We start from the raw sequence: 19487 nt of genomic DNA, 5'->3' as shown, positions 1-19487 counted from the left end.
ATTAAAGCCACCGGTTTTCATGTACTCGTTCAGAAGCTGTTAAAACCAAATTCCCGCATTCTGAGCAAAAAAGAAACGGCAGGACTAGTTCATATTCGTCGTCAGAGCCATGATATAGTTCAGGTAAAACGTGAGTTTCCAAATCAGCCAAGCAACATGGGGACTTCATTTGTTTCGTCTCCTTTTTCATGGGATAATTGATCTTACCAGAGACCTAATAGCTTCCACCATAATCCGCCGATTCCAATCCACACAATGATGTGAATGATAGAAATCAAGAATCCAAGAGACCACCATTTATTCTGTGTCACATATCCACTTCCAAAGAATACAGGAGCTGGACCACAGCCATAATGAGTCAAACAGCCAAATAAATTACTAAAGAACGCAAGGATCAATGCAGAAACTAAAGGCGGCGCTCCGGCTGCAATTAATACGGCAAGAAACGCAGCATACATCGCACTTACATGGGCTGTATTGCTCGCGAAAAAATAATGGGAGTAGAAATACACAACGGATAAAATCACTAAAGCCCATACCCATGACATTCCGCTGACAGCACCTTGCATGGCTTCACTGAACCAAGGAATCATACCTAGTTCATTTAAGAAGCTAGCCATCATGACTAAAACAGCGAACCAAACGAGCGTATCCCAAGCTCCTTCTTCTTTCTTAATATCCGACCAGGTCAATACTTTCGATACTAGCAATGTTCCGAGACCAATAAATGCCGTTGTTGTAGCATTAATGTTCAAGCTTGTTCCAAAAATCCAAAGGAATAAGATTAATAGAAAGACCCCAATCATATACCATTCTTCTTTTTTAAGTGGACCCATTTCTTTTAGCTTTTTGTCCGCCATTTCGGTAGCAGCAGGAGTTTCCTTTATTTCAGGAGGGAACACTTTGTAAATGACATAAGGGATGATGATTAAACTTAGTAAGCCTGGAACAATGGCTGCTGATGCCCAGCCGATCCACGTAATCGGTTTTCCGGTTAAATCCTCCGTGATTTTGGCAGCCAACGGGTTAGCAGCCATAGCAGTCAAAAACATTGCTGAAGTAATCATGTCACCTTGGAACGAAACTTTTGTTAAAAATGCCCCCATTTTTCTTTCTGTTCCATCCCCGACTCGGGAACCATAGGTTTCAGAAAGGGAACGGATGATTGGAAGCAGGATCCCTCCAGCTCTGGCGGTATTCGATGGCATTGCAGGCGATAAAATCAAGTCGCTAGCAATAAGAGAATAGGATAATCCGAGTGTCTTTTTACCAAACTTCTTTACAAACATGTAAGCTACACGTGTACCTAATCCAGTTTTAATAAATCCCCGGGAGATAAAAAAAGCAATCACAATTAACCAAATCGTAGTATTTTGAAAGCCGCTTAATGCATCCTCAATCGTTAACGTATTAGTCAGTACCGTTGCTGTTAGAGCGAGAATAGCGACACTACCCATTGGCAGCGGTTTAATAATTAAACCAACAATCGTAGCAACGAATATAGCAAACAAATGCCAGGCCTTTGCCTCCAAACCAGCCGGAGGGTTAATATTCCATAATAAAAGTCCAATCGCAAAAGTAATGAGTAATGGGATGATTTTGACTTCACCAACGTTTTTGCTTTTTAGACCTTGTGTTGCCATTCCTTGTTTCCTTTGTTTTAAAGCAGCTACTGCCATTATTTTTCACTCCTTTTGGTGTGATGTTTATCTGATTCGTTCAAAAAATGTTCAAGATTGTGAAATATTTCACAAATACAAGTAATAAAATAGCTGCTAATCATGAATTAGAAGCTTTATACACCTCGTTCTATGAGTTTAGGAGCTTACCTTACTTTTTCACCTCCAATAACCTGGGTTTTGTGAAAACGTTTTTGCAACACTTAGAATGTACTGCATCCCTCAATCCTTTAAAAGTTAATGAAAATTTAAAAATCGTTTTGTAACTAAAGTAAGTAAGGCTGTCTATCAATCTGTCACAAATAGAAAACAGACAAAAGGTTCACTCTGTCCGTTAGTGGTTTAATTATTTTATTCGATATACTTTTTAATTAATTTATGGTCTAAATTTGCAACTCGATGCATATAGATTGGCCTGCCAATTGTCCCATAGACGACGTCCGTTTCTACTATATGTATGTCTGTTAAAAAGTTCAGGTACTTTCTCATAGATACTCTTGAAATTCCTACTTCATGAGCGATTTCTTCTGTAGAAAATTCGCAGTACTGGAATTCAACAAGCTTCCTCCAAACATTGATCAGTGTGTTTTTTGTAAGTCCTTTGGGTAGATGATAAACCTTTTCGTTCCTTTGATCCTTATGAAGAAGGATTTGATCCAATTCGCTTTGACTAATCTTTTCATGTTCATTCAAAAAAGATTGTCCCTCTTTGTACGAGGTAAGTGCCGCCTGGAATCGATCAAACTCAAAGGGCTTTATCAGGTAATCCACCACTCCATACCTTAATCCTTTTTTTATGCTTTGGTTATCGCATGCTGCAGTTATTAAAATGACATCAATTCCTTTGCCTAAAGTACGAATTTTCGACAGCAGGCTCCAGCCATTCTCCCCAGGCATATAGATATCTAGCAAAATAAGATCTATAGGCTGCTTTTCGATGATCGGAAAAGCCTTTTCTACTGTAGAAAACATACCCACTAATTCGAATCCATCTATTTTTTCTAGATACCGGCGATTAAACTCAGCAACCATTGGATCGTCCTCAACAATAATGGTTTTAATCATCGTTTTCACTCCTTCTCTTCATATGGAAGGGTAACAGTAAACTTCGTTCCCCTTCCTAATTCAGAAGAAATTATAATCTGCCCATGTAACTTCTCTACACTTTGCTTCACAAGATGTAAGCCTAGGCCTCTATCCTGTCCTTTTGTAGAAAATCCTTTTTCAAATACTCTTTCTTTAATATCAGTGCTCATTCCAGGTCCTGTATCAGAAACGGTGATGGAAAGCTTCTTATTACATACCGGGATAATTTCTACTTCAACCTTCTTTTCTTTGCTCCCTATAACTGCATCAAGAGAATTATCCATTAAATTACCAAGAATTGTAATAATTTCCTGAATGATATCCTGGTCTTTTGGTTTAGGCATAAAGCAGTTCTCGGAAAAAACAAGCCTAGCACCTTTTTCTCTGGCGTAACTCACCTTACCTAAAAGAAAACCAGCAATAACTGGATCCTTGAAACGGTTCGTAACAAACCCGACCTCTGAATGAAATGTATTTGTTACACTTTTCACAAATTCAACTAGCTGATCATACAGCTCTAAATGAACCATACCTAGTATGACATGGAGTTTATTCATGAATTCATGTGTTTGAGATCGCAAAGCTTCTGCATACGCTCGAACTCCGGTAAGCTGTTCCGCCATTAGCTTAATGTCGGTCTTATCCCTGAAGGTTGCGACCGCCCCTACAATCTCCTGATTCACAAAAATGGGAACGATATTAGCCACGATCATTAAACCATTAAGCGAGTATTCTTGATCAATTACTTTCTGTCCTTTATCCATTACAGCCTGTAAATGAATGGTAGGAATAAGATCTACAATTTTTCTATCTATATATTCTTCTATTCCCATGGTTTTAAATAACCGATTAGCCTCTTGGTTAACCAGCGTGATGTTTCCATCTTTATCAACTGCAATCACACCTTCTCTTGCATACTCCAGCATGGCACTTCGCTGCTCGAGTAATCTTGCAATTTCATCCGGCTCCATCCCAAACATGATGTTTTTTACCTTTTTAGCTAATAACACGGCGCCAATCAAGCCGATCATAATTCCTAGAAACATACTGATAAATATGATCCTATTACCCTGATTGACTTGGTTTTTCACATCATCTAGTCGTATCCCAACCGCAACAGCACCAACTTGTTGTCCTTTCTCATTCATCACCGGTGTAAAATATCGAAAGGACATCCCCAGAGTTCCTTTTGCGGTCGATTTATATTCCTCTCCTGAATAAACAGGATCTTCATCTCCCCCAACGAACCTTTTTCCAATTTTGTTAGGATTAGGGTGGGATTTCCTCATTCCATTCATATCCAACACAACAATGAAAAGAACATCCGTTGCTTTCCGGATTTTTTCTGTATATGTTTGGATGGCCTCTTCATCCCTTTTTCCGCTTAGTCCATCTATTACAATTGGAGAAAGAGCCACTGTCCTAGAAATATTTCTTGCTTTTTCTTCGATCCGTGCTAACGTAGTTTCTTCTATGTATTGTTTCGTTAAATAATTAGTTACTAGTAGGCAAAAAATGATGACCCCTGAAACAAATAAAGTAATCGTTGTTTGTAAACGAAGTTTGATTTTATGTTTTTTCATTGTAGACAACTCCGTTTTACTCTTTTCCCCTATATGTTATTCACTTATATTGTAAGAGCAAAATTACGAATGCAATTCCAAAAGTGTTTCAATATTGTGAAGGAAAATTAAACAAAATACAACTTGGGCACTACGCCTATGGGTGAGAATTTCGGATGATCGTGGAACGGTTTTTCATGAGAGTGCCCCACTGATTTAAGCAAAAATATCAGTGTTTTAAGCGAAAGTTCTCTTGATTTAAGCGAAAACGATTGTGTTTTAAGCAAAAACTCTCTCGATTTAAGCGAAACCTTGTTGTGTTTTTCTATTTTTTTTGAAAACCAAATTCAAAATCTGCTACAATGAGCCTAATCCATTCAAGAGGTGAATCCGATGTGCGGAAGATTTACACTAACTGCATCATTCCAGCAAATTATTGACCGCTTTGAAGTAGAACAATTCATACAAGAAGAATTATATAGTCCTAGTTATAATATTGCCCCATCTCAATCTGTCATTGCCGTCATAAATGATGGGACTTTTAACAGAATGGGTTATTTAAGGTGGGGATTAATTCCTCCATGGGCTAAAGACCTGTCAATCGGACATAAAATGATTAATGCGAGAGCGGAAACTTTACATGAAAAGCCTAGCTTTCGAAATGCTTTTCAGAAGAAACGCTGTTTAATTATCGCTGACAGCTTTTATGAATGGAAACGAAACGGGCAAAATAAAACGCCTATGCGAATCAAGCTTAAATCTGATGACCTTTTTGCAATGGCTGGTTTGTGGGAGCATTGGAAGTCTCCAGAAGGTCAATCCATCTATTCTTGTTCGGTTATTACGACAACACCTAACGAGCTTGTAAAAGATATTCATGACCGGATGCCAGTTATCTTAAAACCTGAGGATGAAAAAATTTGGTTAAATCCTTCTATTAGAGACACCAATGAACTAAAACGTTTATTAAAGCCATTACCTGAACATCTTATGGAGGCATATGAGGTCTCCTCTCTTGTGAATTCACCAAAAAATAATTCAATTGAGCTCATCCAAAAAATTTGTTAAGAAAATAATGGATTTTCTATTAGGAACCCCATCTAATGATTTGGAGGTAGTTTTCCTAATCCTAAATTTCGAACAGGAACCACAACATAAGAAAGCAGGCACCCATATCTGGGTCCTGCCACTTACTACTATTCATGATTACCTTACATCTCTTTTTTGCTTTTTTCTTGAAGAAGATTTGGAAATACCGGTTTCGGATGTTGTCGTTCCTTGCCCCTCCACCTGAGAAGAACCTAAACCAATAGTTGATGGATCTTTTTTGATTTTGCTCATTATTACACCTCCATCCTTACTTTCTCAGTGATGCGGTGTCTCTATGCATCCAGATTAGTGTTTTTCTTTTCACTTATAATAAGTCCAGATGAATTCCACCATTTGAATAAAAAAACTGCATCCATATTAGGATACAGTCTGGTTATCGTTTTTCTTACTATATAAATCAAGTAGTTGCTCGTTAAAACAAACGAATTGTACTAATGTTTTTGTAGAAAGCATCCGTTAAAACAACTATTTTTTGAATCTTCTGCTACATTACTTTATAAAAAAACAAGAGGTTAGGTCCTCTTGTTTTAGACAATAAGCTGTGCATCTGCGTTTTTCTCTTTTCTATTGAAAGGAGCTTTTAATCGAATCGTACAAATGATGAAATAACCAATCGAGAGGATCAATACGTATAACCATAAGTGTGAAACGAAAGCTGTTTTCCACACGCCAGTCATGGATAAGAGTGCTGGTATAGTGAGCGTGACCCATGATTGCACAAACGCCACTTTTCCAATATAAGCATCAATTTTTTTATTAAGCGACATGGATAAAAAGAATAAGAACCATAAATAAGCCCACATCACCCATGTTATCGCATTGACCATGTCATGAAAATGAATAGCAGATACAGCTGCATATACGATTGCTATGATGGCCACCCAGAGAGAAAACCATCCCAATCCGTTGCCTTCAAGGCCTTTAAGCGAAATAATCCCTACATATAAATAGGTAAAACCAAATAAAAAGACACAAGCGAGATTAAAAATAGTCCAATGGTTTTGATCTGAAATGGCAAGTAAATAAAATGGAATAATGACTTGCAGAGCCCCTACAAACAAATTGAAAACTCCTACACTTTTACCATCCGCTTTTCCAAATAACATTAAACTGTTTAAAAACAATGTCGCTCCTGAAAGAAATAAACCTACATCACCCATAACGATTGCCGTGAAAAACTCATCCAGTTTCTCACAGCCAAATACACCTCACTTTTCCATTCTTTCTTCTGAAAATAGAAAAAGCAGCTCCTTCCCGATGAAAAAAATCGGAGAGGGAATTGCTTTTTCTGATTTATATTACAGAACAAAACTTACAATAACCGCTGATAGTACACTTACTAAAGTAGCTCCGTATAAAAGTTTTAAACCAAATCGTGCTACTACATTTCCTTGCTTCTCGCTAAGACCTTTTACTGCTCCTGCAATAATCCCAATGGATGAAAAGTTTGCGAATGACACAAGGAATACAGAAATGATTCCTAATGTACGCTCGCTCATTGCGGATTGAACTTTTGTCAGCTCCATCATCGCTACAAATTCATTTGTCACTAACTTTGTAGCCATAATTCCACCTGCTTTAACAGCTTCAGACATTGGAACACCCATGATAAATGCGATAGGAGCAAAGATATAACCTAAAATTTGTTGGAAGCTAATTCCGAATACTAAATCAAACGTATGATCGACAGCGGCCATTAAAGCAACAAATCCAATTAACATGGCACCAACGATAATGGCTACTTTAAATCCATCAATAATATATTCTCCCAACATTTCAAAGAAGGATTGCTTCTCTTCTTCATGAATTTCTAGTATATCTTCACTTTCTTCCACTGTATAAGGATTGATAATAGAAGCAATAATAAAACCACCAAATAGATTCAATACAATGGCTGTTACGACATACTTAGGCTCAATCATTGTCATGTATGCTCCAACGATAGACATGGAGACTGTTGACATGGCTGAAGCACACAAAGTATATAAACGATGCTCTGGCAACTTGTCGAGTTGTTTTTTCACTGTAATAAATACTTCGGATTGTCCAACCATTGCAGAAGCTACCGCATTATATGATTCTAGTTTACCCATACCATTAATTTTGCTGAGTAAAAGACCAATTCCTTTCATAATAAGAGGAAGGATTTTTACATATTGGAAAATACCGATTAAAACAGAAATAAATACAATTGGAAGTAAAACATTTAGGAAGAACGTGAACTCGCCTTCATTCATCAGTCCGCCGAATACGAACACGACACCTTCATTCGCATATTCAAGCAGCTTTTCAAAAACCTTGGCAATACCTTTAATTAATATTAAACCAAATTTTGTATTTAATAATAGAAAAGATAAAAGTAATTGAATAACTACCATTAGGGCAATTGGTTTAAATTTAATATTTTTACGATTATTACTTACCAATAATGCTAAACCAAGTACAACAACAAGTCCTAAAACTGAGATGATATATGTCATAAATGCCTCCACAAGTTGTAATGATTTCTTTGATGATTAGAACTTACACAAAATGAACTTTACAAATTTAGGCTCCCCACCAAACTATTTCTTATTCAAATCATTAGATGAGAAGTAACCAGGCAGAATTTCATGAATCGTTGTTTCTGCTATGTCACCTTTTAAATTTGCTAAAATAATTTTTGTATCTTTATCACAAAATTCGGCGATGACTTGACGGCATGCGCCGCATGGAGAGATCGGACCTTCTGTATCGCCTACTACGGCAATAGCTTTGATCTTTTTTCCCCCTTCTGAAACAGCTTTAAAAATGGCAGTTCTTTCAGCACAATTCGTCAGTCCGTAAGATGCATTTTCAACATTACAGCCAAGGAATATTTGATCATTTTCCGTTAAAAGGGCTGCTCCTACCTTAAATTTGGAATAAGGAACATATGCCTTTTCACGAGCTTCTATTGCTTTTTCGACTAGCATTTTAACATCCATCTTTCATTCTCCATTCCATATTTTTTGGTTTTAGTAAGAAGATGCTGAAGCCTGTCCCTTCATAATCGCTACTCCAGAGCTTGCACCGATACGGTTAGCACCTACTTTAATCATAGCTTTTGCATCTTCAAGACTTCTTACTCCACCAGATGCCTTCACTCCAATATTTGGTCCAACAACTTTTCTCATTAATGCTACATCTTCAACAGTTGCTCCTCCTGTAGAGAATCCTGTTGATGTTTTTACAAAATCAGCGCCTGCTTTTACAGACAATTGGCATGCTATTTCCTTTTCTTCATTGGTAAGTAATGAAGTTTCAATAATGACTTTTGTAAGGGCTTTACCTTTTGCCGCTTCGACAACTGCTTTGATATCGTTTTCAACAATCTCGTACTGCTTGTCTTTTAAAGCCCCAATATTAATAACCATATCAATTTCTGTTGCGCCGTTTTCGATTGCATTTTTCGCTTCAAAAACTTTAACTTCAGTTGGAGTCGCCCCAAGAGGAAATCCTATTACTGTACACACTTTAACTTCAGGTGTTTCTTTTAATAGTTCAGCTGCTGTCTTTACCCAAGTAGGGTTCACACAAACAGATGCAAATGAATACTCTTTTGCTTCCTCAACCAATTTTTGAATTTCTGCTTTTGTTGCATCAGCCTTTAATAATGTATGGTCAATCATACGAGCTAAATGATTTGTCACTTTTGTAATTCCTTTCTCAAATTTTTGAAATACTGTGCGATCTTCCTTTTCCTTTTTTCGACAGGAAACGCTTTCAGTTCATATAAAAAATAAAATTGTATTTTTCAGTGGAAATATTGGTTATAACCATTACACCATCACTATATCAACCTTAAGAACAAATGTAAATATTATTTTGAACAAATGTAAACGAATTTTTTTCCACTTCAAAAAAAAGACACAAAAATAAAAAACTCTCGAAATTAATGAGAGTTTTTTCAAAAACATGTATTATTTGTAGTCATTTTACCTGATGGATAAACGCTTGTCATATCGAGCATCCTTACAAAGTGAAGTCGAGTAACGATTCAAATGGCGCAAACGTTTTCAACAATGTGTATCCAGCTTTTTATCTTTATCAAGCAAAAACCGTGCGGTAAATTGATCTGTAATAAGGACATTGGCATATCCGCCCTTAAGTGCGCCATAAATTCCATCAATTTTCTGTGCTCCGCCTGCGACGAGAATAGAATGTTCTTTTTGCTTCAGGTTATCAAGTTCGATCCCTAACGTTCGATCATTTAAACTTTCATTTAAAATGTTTCCATTCTGATCGAAAAAGCGGGAACAAATATCCCCAGCAGCTTTTGAATAAATCATTTGCATATCCTCTTCTGTAAAATAGCCGAGTTGAAACAAGAGTGATTCTGATCGAATCGGACCTACCGTAAACACGGCAATGTTTGCCTCTCGCCCTAAATCTAGCACTCTCTTAATATGCCTGTCAGCTTCCATTGCCTGCTTTACCACTACATGGTCTACAATAGCTGGAAGCGGTAAATGGATGGGTGCCGTATTGAATGCTTTTCCGAAAAGATAGAGGATTTCAGAATAATACGTATTCGTTTCTGAGTGGCTTATTCCACCTTTTAGTTGAACAACCTTTATGTCTTTTACAAATTTTTGCTTAAGACTGGAGGCAACATGATATAAGGTAGTCCCCCATGTAACACCAATTATGTCTCCATCTTTCACAATGTCTTGTAAGTAAGCTGCCGTCTTTTCTCCAAGATAATTCTTAATGATCGTATCCTCATATTGTGGGATTGAAACAACCAATGCCTTTTTTAAATTGAACTTTTGTTCAAGTTTTTTGGATAAATTTTCAATCCCATCTGTTGGATCCATTATTTTTATTTGTACGATCCCTTCGTTTTTAGCGATTTGTAATAATCGGGAAACCGTTGGTCTCGAAATCCCCAATTCTTTCGCAATCTCATACTGATTATAATCCATCAAATAATAAAGCCTTGCAGCTTCGATTGCTTTATTAAGCTTCTCCTTCTCCATGTCAACCTCCTGCAATTGAGCTTTGTTTTTATTTTACCAAAATTTCTTAAGAATTGAACATTTGTAATTACTATTTTTAACAAAAAAAGAAATCTAATTGAAAAAGCACATCCAATCGTAATAATCGGATGTGCTTTTTAGAATCAGATGATGGAAAGCAGGGTCATCCCGTGACTCTACTTTCTTTAAACATGTTGCATATGTATGGATACATTTATATTTATAGGAATAAATGGCGTAAGTATAATGGATATTTTTTTGTACAAAAAAGAAAAATAACCCTATATGAAAGGAAAGGAGCATTTTTATGACAAAAAAATTTAATAGAAGCAGCAAAAATCAAAACTCCCCTAAAGCTGACACATCCAACATTCTCAGTGGAGATAACAGTAAAGGGAATAAAAGAAACAAAGAACAACAAGATAAAACAGATCTTGTGTAGCAAAGAAAGTGGAGTGTCAATAACTTCCGGAATTCCAACATACACTTGTATCATTCTTTTTCACTGTTGCCTACCCTGTTCCCCAATCATAATGGGAACACCCAACAACACACGATATTCAACATTCTCTCTATTTTATCATTAGGGGAAGTACGTGTGATTTTGTTTTTTAGAAAGGCTCTTTTCTAAAAGATTGTTGTTTTTACATAGGTTCTGGGAATGAAAACCTTTGATAAAAAAGTTGGTTGATTGGATCGCAAGGTGCGAGACTCCTGCGGGAGCAGCGGGACAGGTGAGACCCCACAGGCGCTGCGCGCCGAGGAGGCTCACCGCCCGCCCCGCGGAAAGCGAGCATCCTGGAGCGGAAATCAACCGATCCTCACTACTTGTTAAAAAGCAACAAAGTTTGCGAAAACAGCCTTTAGAAAAAAGCCTATACATCCTCAATGGACGCATAGGCTTTTTGTAAAGCTTCAACATTTCTTATTTTTCAGGCTGTTCTGCAGTTACAGATACATCATGCCAGCTATCTACTATTCCGCCGTTCATAGAGAGGCCTTTGACGCGTTTGTTAGCTGCACCTAAATTATAGCGGAATAATGTTGGAATGACAGGGACTTCTTCATGCACAAGTGCTTGCCATTCGTTGTACACTTGAACGCGGTAGTCTTCTTCGAATGCTTCAGGCGAAATACCTTTTGCCAGCAATTCATCCGATTTTTCATTTACCCAGCGAATATAGTTAAACATAGCCTGGCTATGCCAGATACCGGAAGGGTCTGGATCTGAACCTGTTCCCCAAGCTGCCAAATAAATATCTACCTTTGGATCATCTTTTTCAATCATTTCATAGAAGGAGTTGAATTCGTGTAAGCGTCCGTCAACCAGCTGGACATCCAATCCGATTTCTTTCCATGATTGAATATAGAATTTGGCTAATGGTTCAGCGATATCTCCGCCGCTCATAGAAGCAAAATTGATTTTAAATTCATTGCCTTTTGGATCTTCACGCAAGCCATCGTTGTTTATATCTTTGTAACCTGCTTCATCCAATAATTTCTTCGCTTTTTCAACGTCCTTGCTGTAGCCTTTGATAGACTTGTCATGATACTTAGGGAAGGACGGCGGTACTACTGTTGTGGCTGGGAAACGAAGACTGTTATACAGCTTTTCACCTACCTGCTTGTTATCAAGAGCATATGCCATTGCCTGGCGAAGACGCTTATCCTGGAACTTAGGGTTATCCATTTTCGTTACACCAGTGTCTGGGTTGCGATGGCCTAGTTTAAAGCCGATGTATGAGTATGCAAGGTCGATCGTTCCGAGGATTTCAATGTTATTTAGCTCTTTTGCTTGCATATATTGATCCACTGGTAGTTCTGAAAAATCAATGTCACCGTTTTTAAGAGAAGCAGTCGCTACCTGCGGGTTAACAATTTTTAAAGAAACACCATCGAGCTTTGGTTTACCTTGCCAGTAATCTTCATTCGCAACAAATTCAACAGCCTCACCAGGTACGATTTTCTTGATTTTGAACGGACCGAAGCCAATTGGATTTTTACGAATTTGATCGGATTCAACAAGCTTATCAACCGGGATGTTGCCTAAGTATTTTTTATGAAGCGGGTATGCCCAAAGCCCAGTCAATACAGATGGGTTTGCTTCTTTAAATGTAATGGAAATCGTTTTTTCGTCACTGACCTTGATCCCAGCAATTTTATCTGCTTTTCCAGCATGATAATCTTCCATACCAACAATCATTTGCATTTGTGTATCATAACGTGGTCCTTGATATTTAGGATGGCCAATTACGAGATACGCATATTCTAAGTCTTCTGCTGTTACTGGCTGTCCATCATGCCAATTTACGTGATCTTTAATTTTTAATGTGATGGTCTTTTTATCTTCAGAAAGCTCGTAATTTGCAGCTCCAGTTTGGTCATAAACGAAGTTTTCGTCTGCACCTAGCAAGGCTTCATCGAAGAATTGAAGCACTTCAAAGTCTGGCTGTCCATCATAGAAAACATAGTTTAAAATCCCTTCAAACGGAGTATCAGAGATTAGGCCGTAGTTTAAAGTGCCACCTTCCACCTCTTTTCCGTCATTGCTTGTTTTCTTAGGGAACGACGTTGTATCCACCTGCTGGGTTTTAGCAGGCTCCTTTGTTTTCGTTGTTGTTTTGTTTGAATTTCCACCATCGCCACTACACGCAGCTAGAAACAGTGTTGAAATGACAAGTGCACTAAGTACCTTGCTTACGCTTTTTAACTTCATGATTTCCTCTCCTCCTTTTTATGATCCTCTTCTTTGTCTTGCATCAGCCGCACGCTTTAACGCTTGGCCAATAAAATTTATACTCAGCATAAGCACAAGAATCATGCCTGATGCCGGTAACCAAATCCACCATTTGTTTTCCAATACATCTGGGTTGGTCGCATAACTGACCAGTGTACCAAGGCTTGGCGTGCTTTCAGGAAGACCGAAGCCAAGGAATGTCAACGCAGATTCTAGTCCAATATTACCAGCTAAGTTGAGCGTGAAATTTACGATAATTAACGAGCTGACATTTGGCATAATTTGAAAAAAGATGATTTTCCAATGCGGTGTTCCAAGTGTCTGGGAGGCTTGGACGTAATCCAATTCTCTTTCTGCCAGTACCTTCGAACGAATTAACCTTGCTTTTCCAGTCCAGAGGAAAGCGGACATAATTAAAATAAATGCAAAAATAGTAAAATTAGGAACAATTGTAACAAAAACAATGATAAACATGGTTTGTGGAAGGATTAATATAAAATCAATAATACGCATGATGATATGATCAACCGTACCGCCAAAATAGCCTGCGACAAGGCCTGTAACGAGACCCACAACCATGGTTATGCTCGTGATCGCCAAGCTGATCGTGAAGGAGTTTCTTGTCCCGATAATCAACTGACCAAAGACATCTCGACCGCCATAGTCCGTGCCAAGCCAATGCTCGGCTGAAGGAGGCAGATAGATTGATAGAAAGTCAACGGTCACGATTTTTTCTAAATCCATGAATAAGGATGTGCCATACACTGCTGCTAGAATGAGAAATAACAAGATGAATGATCCGAATGCTAATCGATCTTTTTTAATTTCTGTCCATATGATGTTCAAGCTAGAAGTCTTCGATTTTTTATATTGGATTTCCTGATTATGGGATTCTACTTTCATTTCCATTTATATGCACCCTCTTCCCTATTCTATTCGTATCCGTGGATCTACCACGCTTAAAATAATGTCTGATAGAAGAGTTCCAAGCAGTGTGGCGAATGAAGTCATCAAAATCAGGGCCGTGACAACACTGAAATCACGAAGGGATATCGAGGTGACGAAAAGCTGGCCAATTCCCGGGTAGCTAAAGATGGTCTCAAGAATGATCGAACCGGCAACTAATCCAGTGATTTCATATCCTAAAAAGGCAGCGATCGGCAGGAATGAGTTCCTTAAGATATGCCTGAAATAGACTTTTGATTCAGGAATTCCTTTTGAACGTGCTGTTTTTACATAATCCTTAATTTTCGTGTCAATAATTTCACTTCTTAAATACTGGATAATTCCAACAGTAGAAATAAGTGCTCCGCTTAGCGCTGGTAATAGCAAATGTTCAATCTTACTCAACACATAATCAATAGTACCGGGATCTGTCTTCGGATCGACGCTGCCGCCAGTAGGAAACAGATCGAGCGTAAAACCGAAGAAAAAGAGCATAATGAGTGCAAAAATGAAAGTTGGTGTTGCAAAGCCCAAGTAGCTATAGCCAGTAATCAAGTTATCGGCCCACGTATCATTCCATCTTCCGCTTATAATCCCTAAAGGAATGGCAATGAAGTATGTAATGATAAAAATCGCTAGAGCTAAGTAGACGGTATTCCAAATCCTGTCTCCAATCACGTCTGTTACTTTTATTTTATGAGTATAAGAAGTGCCCCAATCACCTTGTGCAACATGTTTGATCCAACGTATATACTGAATGTGCATCGGATCATTCAGCCCTAGCTGTTCTCTTAATTCGGCAATTCTCTCTGGATCTGCATTCGGATCTAATTGTTTTCCGGTCAGAGCATCTCCCGGCATGGCTTTTGCTAAGGCGAAAACGAGAATACTTACAAGAAACAATTGAGGGATCATAATGAAAAAGCGTCTAACAATAAATTTCAACATACTGTTCCACCCCTTATGGCAACGCAACCCAGTGGGTATTTGATACTGGCTTTAAATCATACACCCTTCCCGTTTCATCGAAATAGCTCGAATAAGACTCTTCGTATTCCTTCGCTACTGCTTGACGAAAACTTCCTTTCCTTTCACGCGTTTCCGGACGAATATCTGGGATGGCTGCTATCAGCCTTTTGGTATATATATGCTGCGGATTCTCATATATTTCCTTGCTTGTACCTTCCTCGACAAGGCGGCCTCTATACATGACACCCATCCTGTCACACATATGGCGGATTACTCCAAGATCATGACTTATAAATAAATAGGTGAGTTTAAATTCCTTCTGCAAATCCTGAAGGAAATTCAGTACTTGTGCTTGTACAGATACATCCAATGCAGAAACCGGTTCATCCGCAATAATTAGCTTCGGCTTTAATGTTAAGGACCTTGCAATGCCGATCCTTTGGCGCTGTCCTCCTGAGAACTCATGAGGATATTTATGAATAGAATCTGGACTCAACCCCACTTTTTCCAAATAAAATTGGACCTGGCGCCTTTCCTCATTCAGCGATAAACGTTGAAAATTCCTGAGCGGCTCTGCAATGATATCAAGTACTCTTTTTTTCGGATTGAGGGAAGAATAGGGATCCTGGAAAATCATTTGAATATCCTGACGGTAAGATCGCGCTTCTCTTTTTCCGAGCTTGGTCAAATCTTTTCCATCAAATAAAATTTCCCCAGAGGTAACTTTGTTCAAGAGGAGGATAGCTTTACCTGTCGTCGACTTGCCACTTCCAGATTCCCCAACAAGGCCGTACGTTTCGCCTTCCCGCAATTCAAAGGAGACACCATCGACTGCCCGGACTTGATCAATCACTCTTCGAAAAAATCCTCCACGAACCGGGAAATACACTTTTATATCATTTACTTTGAGTAATGCCATCTGTCAGTTCTCCTCCTTCAGCTTGAAAGTAAAAGTGCTGATAGCAGCTGCAGCGTACCCAATGGTCTTTTGATACTTCATGAAGGACTGGCGTTTCTTCATGCATCTTCTCTGATATCCAGGGAATTCTTTTTCTGAACCTGCAGCCCTTTCTAGTCATGTTCATAATCGAAGGGACCATGCCTTTAATTACGTGCAGACGGTTCTGATTATCCGTCCCTGAAGGAATTGAATTCAATAGCGATCTCGTATATGGATGCAAAGGACGGTTGAATATATCCGATACAGTGCCCATCTCTACAATCTGTCCTGCGTACATGACGATAACCCGATCGGCAACTTCAGCGACTACACTTAAATCATGCGTAATCAAAATAATGCCCATTTGTGTTTTTTGTTGAATAGATTTTAGTAAATCTAAAATTTGTGCCTGAATTGTCACATCCAGTGCAGTAGTAGGTTCATCTGCAATGATTAAGGATGGATTGCACGCAATCGCGATCGAAATTACGATCCTTTGCCTCATCCCTCCGGAAAGTTCGTGTGGATATTGCTTATATGTAAGCTTAGGATTACGGATTCCCACCTGAGCCAATATCTCAAGGGTACGTTCCTTTTTCTGCGTTTTGCTTAAATCGGTATGGTAATCCAAATTTTCTTCAATTTGCTTTCCCACAGTCATTAGGGGATTCAAAGCAGATAGCGGCTCCTGAAAAATCATCCCCATTTCTCCTCCGCGTACTTTGTTCATCTGTGCTTCATTCAGAGTGAGGAGATTCCGTCCTTTATATGTAATAGTACCTTCCAGCTTCGTTCGCTGCTTATGATGAAGCTGCATAATCGAGAGTGCCAAGGCGCTCTTGCCGCAGCCCGATTCTCCAACGACAGCAACTATTTCATTTTCATTCACCGTGAAAGAAACATCGTCCACTGCAGGGTAGTATTGACCATTGATGAGGAAAGAGGTAGTTAAGTGATTGATCTGAAGGATTGGTTTTTTCATGATGAATCCTCCTTCTTTTTATAAAAATAATTAATTTTCTGATAATTATTTTAAGTTTATACACTTTTTTACATAAATTCAAAAAAAATTTTTTTACAAAAATTGTCATCTACAGACTGTTCCGCATCGAATTTTGTTGAAGAATGATAGTTTTTGGAATAATGATGTATAGATAAAAAATCGTTCAATACATATCGTGTTATTACTGCTTGTTATTGCAGTTTTTTATTTGGTCCAGCATGAATCGAAATAAAGAAATGAGGCATCAGGGAAACGTATTGTCTCATGGTCATTCGGTTAATTTAAGTACGAGCAATCTTTTGGTTGCTCAATTTATCGTCGGGAGTGATGGATCATGGCGAGAAACAAACTTTTGGTACCTGGTGCAGCAAGTGCTCTAGATCAAATGAAAGAAGAAATTGCCAACGAGTTTGGAGTTCAACTTGGTGCTAACGCGACCGCACGAGCAAATGGTTCTGTCGGAGGCGAAATGACAAAACGCATGATCGCAATGGCAGAAAACCAACTTAGAAATCAACAAAATTCTTAATGTTGATTTGTAAGGAAGAAGAGGCTGTCCCAAAAATAAAACTTTTGGGCAGCCCTTTTTTGCATAAAAAATAAAAGATTCGTCTTTTTTGGTCTCTATTATTTCACCTCAATCAGTCCAACTCGAAAATCACCGACTGCATTTTCTTCATAAAGGTTTGTAATGGACGTTGAATAATGATTGATGGTTCCTCTAAATTCAAGATTCCTCTCTGGAACTTTCACAACAAAATTGTTTTCATATAATAACGTTGTAATTTTATGATAGTCCTCACTTGTTACTTTAAAATCAAATAAAATACTTTGTAATGACTCTCCTGTTTTTTTATCATGAACGACTTCTTCTTGATAGTTTGTGATATTTATACGAACATCATTTAATAGGACTTCTGTTACCATATCGATTCCTCCTCGTTTATTACAAGAGAAAATTTCCAACTAATAGTAATCCTAATCAAATAGTTGTTAATAAATCATAGCGTTTTACTGTCTTTCGAGCAAGAATACTGTTTGGAGTCATTTTATTTTGAGACCCGAAATAATATTGTTACAATATACTTGTGCATTTTAGAGAAAATATGATGGACACACTTGAAAAGAATTAAAAAAGAAAGAAGATGAATTGATGTCTAACATAAATAGGAAACGACTAAGTGACATTCCATTCTCAGTGCTTGATTTATCTCCAATTGTTGAGGGCGGTTCTCCTTCCGAATCGTTCCGAAATACACTAGATCTTGCCCGTCATGCTGAAAAATGGGGGTATAATCGGTACTGGCTTGCTGAACACCATAATATGCCTGGCATCGGAAGCTCAGCAACCTCTATAATGATTGGATATGTGGCCGCTGGAACTTCGAAGATCCGTGTAGGATCTGGCGGAATTATGCTTCCAAACCATGCCCCCCTCGTCATTGCCGAACAATTTGGGACTCTAGAATCCCTGTTTCCTGGACGCATCGATCTTGGTCTAGGTCGAGCACCCGGTACTGATCAGCTTACTGCCCGTGCCTTACGTCGTGATCGCAGAAATGATGGACTCGATTTTCCTGAGCAATTGGAAGAACTGCGTTCTTATTTTAATCCATCTTTGACTTCAGGGAACATGCATGTAAGAGCAATTCCTGGTGAGGGACTTAATATTCCTATCTGGTTATTGGGTTCAAGTGGTTTTAGTGCTCGTTTAGCAGGAGAACTTGGACTTCCATTTGCTTTTGCAAGCCATTTCTCACCAGAAAACACTCTCCCGGCTCTTGAACTATACCGTCATCATTTCCGCCCATCGGAAGTACTGGATGAGCCTTATGCAATGGTTGGACTAAATGTCATTGCGGCGGATACCGATGATGAAGCACGTCGACTTGCAACGTCGATGTATCAGCAATTTTTGAATCTCCTTCGCAATAATCCGTCAAGACTTCAGCCTCCAGTTGATAACATGGACAAGCTTTGGAGCGACTATGAAAAGGCATTCGTTCAACAGCAGCTTGGTTCATCCATTATTGGAAGTCCAGAAACAGTAAAAGAAAAGCTGCAATCCTTCTTGGATGACACACAAGCTGATGAAATCATGGTAAACGCCCAAATTTTTGATCACCAGGCACGCCTTCATTCTTTTGAAATTGTAGCGGAGGTTACGGAGAGAAGTAATCAAACACAAATGATTAAATATAGAGATAAAGAATAAACAGCAAAAGAAACAATTGTCAAAAAACATATTAGCCAAGTAAAGGATCAACTTCATCAAAAGACTTTTTAGTGATATTCAATAGTAATTTATGGAGACGTTCTGCATAGTGGGGAACGTCTTTTTATTTGATGCGTCTATTCGAAGCTTTTTTTAAAAAATATGAACTGAATTTTCTACTTCATTTTTATGTAATTTAACCTTGAGAAGCTCTATTTTCATTAAGATCTCTTCCGAAAAA

The 19487-nt window shown here is 38.3% G+C and carries 20 protein-coding genes; 4 read left to right on the top strand and 16 right to left on the bottom strand.

Translation table 11 applies throughout. The annotated features are described in order from the left end of the window. Position 1 precedes the first annotated feature (1 nt). The 4 genes from GD441_RS12950 to dcuS form a co-directional block, all read right to left on the bottom strand. A complete protein-coding gene (locus GD441_RS12950; RefSeq protein WP_153126851.1) occupies positions 2-169 on the bottom strand; it encodes a hypothetical protein in 168 nt (55 codons plus the stop codon). A gap of 34 nt (positions 170-203) precedes the next feature. Beyond that, complete coding sequence (locus tag GD441_RS12945) at positions 204-1643, bottom strand: anion permease (protein ID WP_153126889.1); 1440 nt, start codon at positions 1641-1643, stop codon at positions 204-206. 387 nt (positions 1644-2030) lie between these two features. Continuing rightward, positions 2031-2744, bottom strand: a complete 714-nt coding sequence (locus GD441_RS12940; RefSeq protein WP_153126850.1) for a response regulator — start codon at positions 2742-2744, stop codon at positions 2031-2033. Between the two features lie 5 nt (positions 2745-2749). After that, the gene (gene dcuS / locus GD441_RS12935) at positions 2750-4348 is read right to left on the bottom strand and encodes a DcuS/MalK family sensor histidine kinase (protein WP_153126849.1); all 1599 of its coding nucleotides are present in this window, start codon (positions 4346-4348) and stop codon (positions 2750-2752) included. A 372-nt stretch (positions 4349-4720) separates the two neighbouring features. Between dcuS and GD441_RS12930 the strand changes: the two genes are divergently transcribed. Next, complete coding sequence (locus GD441_RS12930) at positions 4721-5395, top strand: SOS response-associated peptidase (protein WP_153126848.1); 675 nt, start codon at positions 4721-4723, stop codon at positions 5393-5395. A 138-nt stretch (positions 5396-5533) separates the two neighbouring features. Here the strand turns inward: GD441_RS12930 and GD441_RS12925 are convergent, their stop codons facing one another. The 6 genes from GD441_RS12925 to GD441_RS12900 all read right to left on the bottom strand — a co-directional run bounded on the left by GD441_RS12925 (position 5534) and on the right by GD441_RS12900 (position 10437). Then, on the bottom strand, positions 5534-5668 hold the full coding sequence (locus GD441_RS12925; protein WP_153126847.1) for a YuzL family protein: 135 nt from the start codon (positions 5666-5668) through the stop codon (positions 5534-5536). A gap of 296 nt (positions 5669-5964) precedes the next feature. Then, positions 5965-6597 carry an AmiS/UreI family transporter gene (locus GD441_RS12920; RefSeq protein ID WP_153126846.1) on the bottom strand — a complete coding sequence of 211 codons (633 nt, stop codon included), beginning with the start codon at positions 6595-6597 and terminating at the stop codon, positions 5965-5967. 138 nt (positions 6598-6735) lie between these two features. Continuing rightward, complete coding sequence (locus tag GD441_RS12915; protein ID WP_153126845.1) at positions 6736-7917, bottom strand: NupC/NupG family nucleoside CNT transporter; 1182 nt, start codon at positions 7915-7917, stop codon at positions 6736-6738. A gap of 84 nt (positions 7918-8001) precedes the next feature. Continuing rightward, the gene (locus tag GD441_RS12910) at positions 8002-8403 is read right to left on the bottom strand and encodes a cytidine deaminase (RefSeq protein WP_153126844.1); all 402 of its coding nucleotides are present in this window, start codon (positions 8401-8403) and stop codon (positions 8002-8004) included. 30 nt (positions 8404-8433) lie between these two features. Next, positions 8434-9087, bottom strand: a complete 654-nt coding sequence (gene deoC, locus GD441_RS12905) for a deoxyribose-phosphate aldolase (protein WP_420849697.1) — start codon at positions 9085-9087, stop codon at positions 8434-8436. Between the two features lie 387 nt (positions 9088-9474). After that, the gene (locus GD441_RS12900; RefSeq protein ID WP_153126842.1) at positions 9475-10437 is read right to left on the bottom strand and encodes a sugar-binding transcriptional regulator; all 963 of its coding nucleotides are present in this window, start codon (positions 10435-10437) and stop codon (positions 9475-9477) included. Positions 10438-10744: 307 nt separating this feature from the next. Here GD441_RS12900 and GD441_RS17490 point away from each other — a divergent pair, with 307 nt between their 5' ends. Next, complete coding sequence (locus GD441_RS17490) at positions 10745-10879, top strand: hypothetical protein (RefSeq protein ID WP_263862449.1); 135 nt, start codon at positions 10745-10747, stop codon at positions 10877-10879. A gap of 483 nt (positions 10880-11362) precedes the next feature. Here the strand turns inward: GD441_RS17490 and opp4A are convergent, their stop codons facing one another. From opp4A to GD441_RS12875, 5 genes are read right to left on the bottom strand one after another with little or no spacing between them, the layout of a single operon-like run. Further along, complete coding sequence (gene opp4A / locus GD441_RS12895; RefSeq protein ID WP_153126841.1) at positions 11363-13153, bottom strand: oligopeptide ABC transporter substrate-binding protein; 1791 nt, start codon at positions 13151-13153, stop codon at positions 11363-11365. Between the two features lie 18 nt (positions 13154-13171). After that, entirely contained in the window at positions 13172-14077 is a 906-nt protein-coding gene (locus GD441_RS12890) for an ABC transporter permease (protein WP_153126888.1), read from the bottom strand. A gap of 24 nt (positions 14078-14101) precedes the next feature. Beyond that, positions 14102-15067, bottom strand: coding sequence for an oligopeptide ABC transporter permease (gene opp4B / locus GD441_RS12885; RefSeq protein ID WP_153126840.1), 966 nt, complete (start codon positions 15065-15067; stop codon positions 14102-14104). A gap of 13 nt (positions 15068-15080) precedes the next feature. Continuing rightward, a complete protein-coding gene (locus GD441_RS12880) occupies positions 15081-16007 on the bottom strand; it encodes an ABC transporter ATP-binding protein (RefSeq protein ID WP_153126839.1) in 927 nt (308 codons plus the stop codon). Beyond that, positions 15985-17010: an ABC transporter ATP-binding protein gene (locus tag GD441_RS12875; RefSeq protein ID WP_153126838.1), complete on the bottom strand. Its 1026-nt coding sequence runs from the start codon at positions 17008-17010 to the stop codon at positions 15985-15987. The genes GD441_RS12880 and GD441_RS12875 overlap by 23 nt, the downstream gene beginning before the upstream one ends. Before the next feature lie 355 nt (positions 17011-17365). On the opposite strand from GD441_RS12875, the gene GD441_RS12870 reads away from it, so the two are divergent. Then, positions 17366-17560 (top strand): alpha/beta-type small acid-soluble spore protein, encoded by a 195-nt coding sequence (locus GD441_RS12870; protein ID WP_153126837.1) that lies wholly within the window; start codon positions 17366-17368, stop codon positions 17558-17560. A 98-nt stretch (positions 17561-17658) separates the two neighbouring features. Here the strand turns inward: GD441_RS12870 and GD441_RS12865 are convergent, their stop codons facing one another. Then, a complete protein-coding gene (locus GD441_RS12865) occupies positions 17659-17958 on the bottom strand; it encodes a DUF3219 family protein (RefSeq protein ID WP_153126836.1) in 300 nt (99 codons plus the stop codon). Positions 17959-18184: 226 nt separating this feature from the next. Here GD441_RS12865 and GD441_RS12860 point away from each other — a divergent pair, with 226 nt between their 5' ends. After that, complete coding sequence (locus GD441_RS12860; protein WP_153126835.1) at positions 18185-19246, top strand: LLM class flavin-dependent oxidoreductase; 1062 nt, start codon at positions 18185-18187, stop codon at positions 19244-19246. The last annotated feature ends 241 nt before the right edge of the window (positions 19247-19487 follow it).

The organism is Peribacillus tepidiphilus (assembly GCF_009466385.1).
GTDB classification, from domain to species: domain Bacteria; phylum Bacillota; class Bacilli; order Bacillales; family DSM-1321; genus Bacillus_BN; species Bacillus_BN tepidiphilus.
The sequence above is the reverse complement of the archived record's forward strand: the minus strand, read 5'-3'. Positions and strand labels throughout refer to the sequence as shown.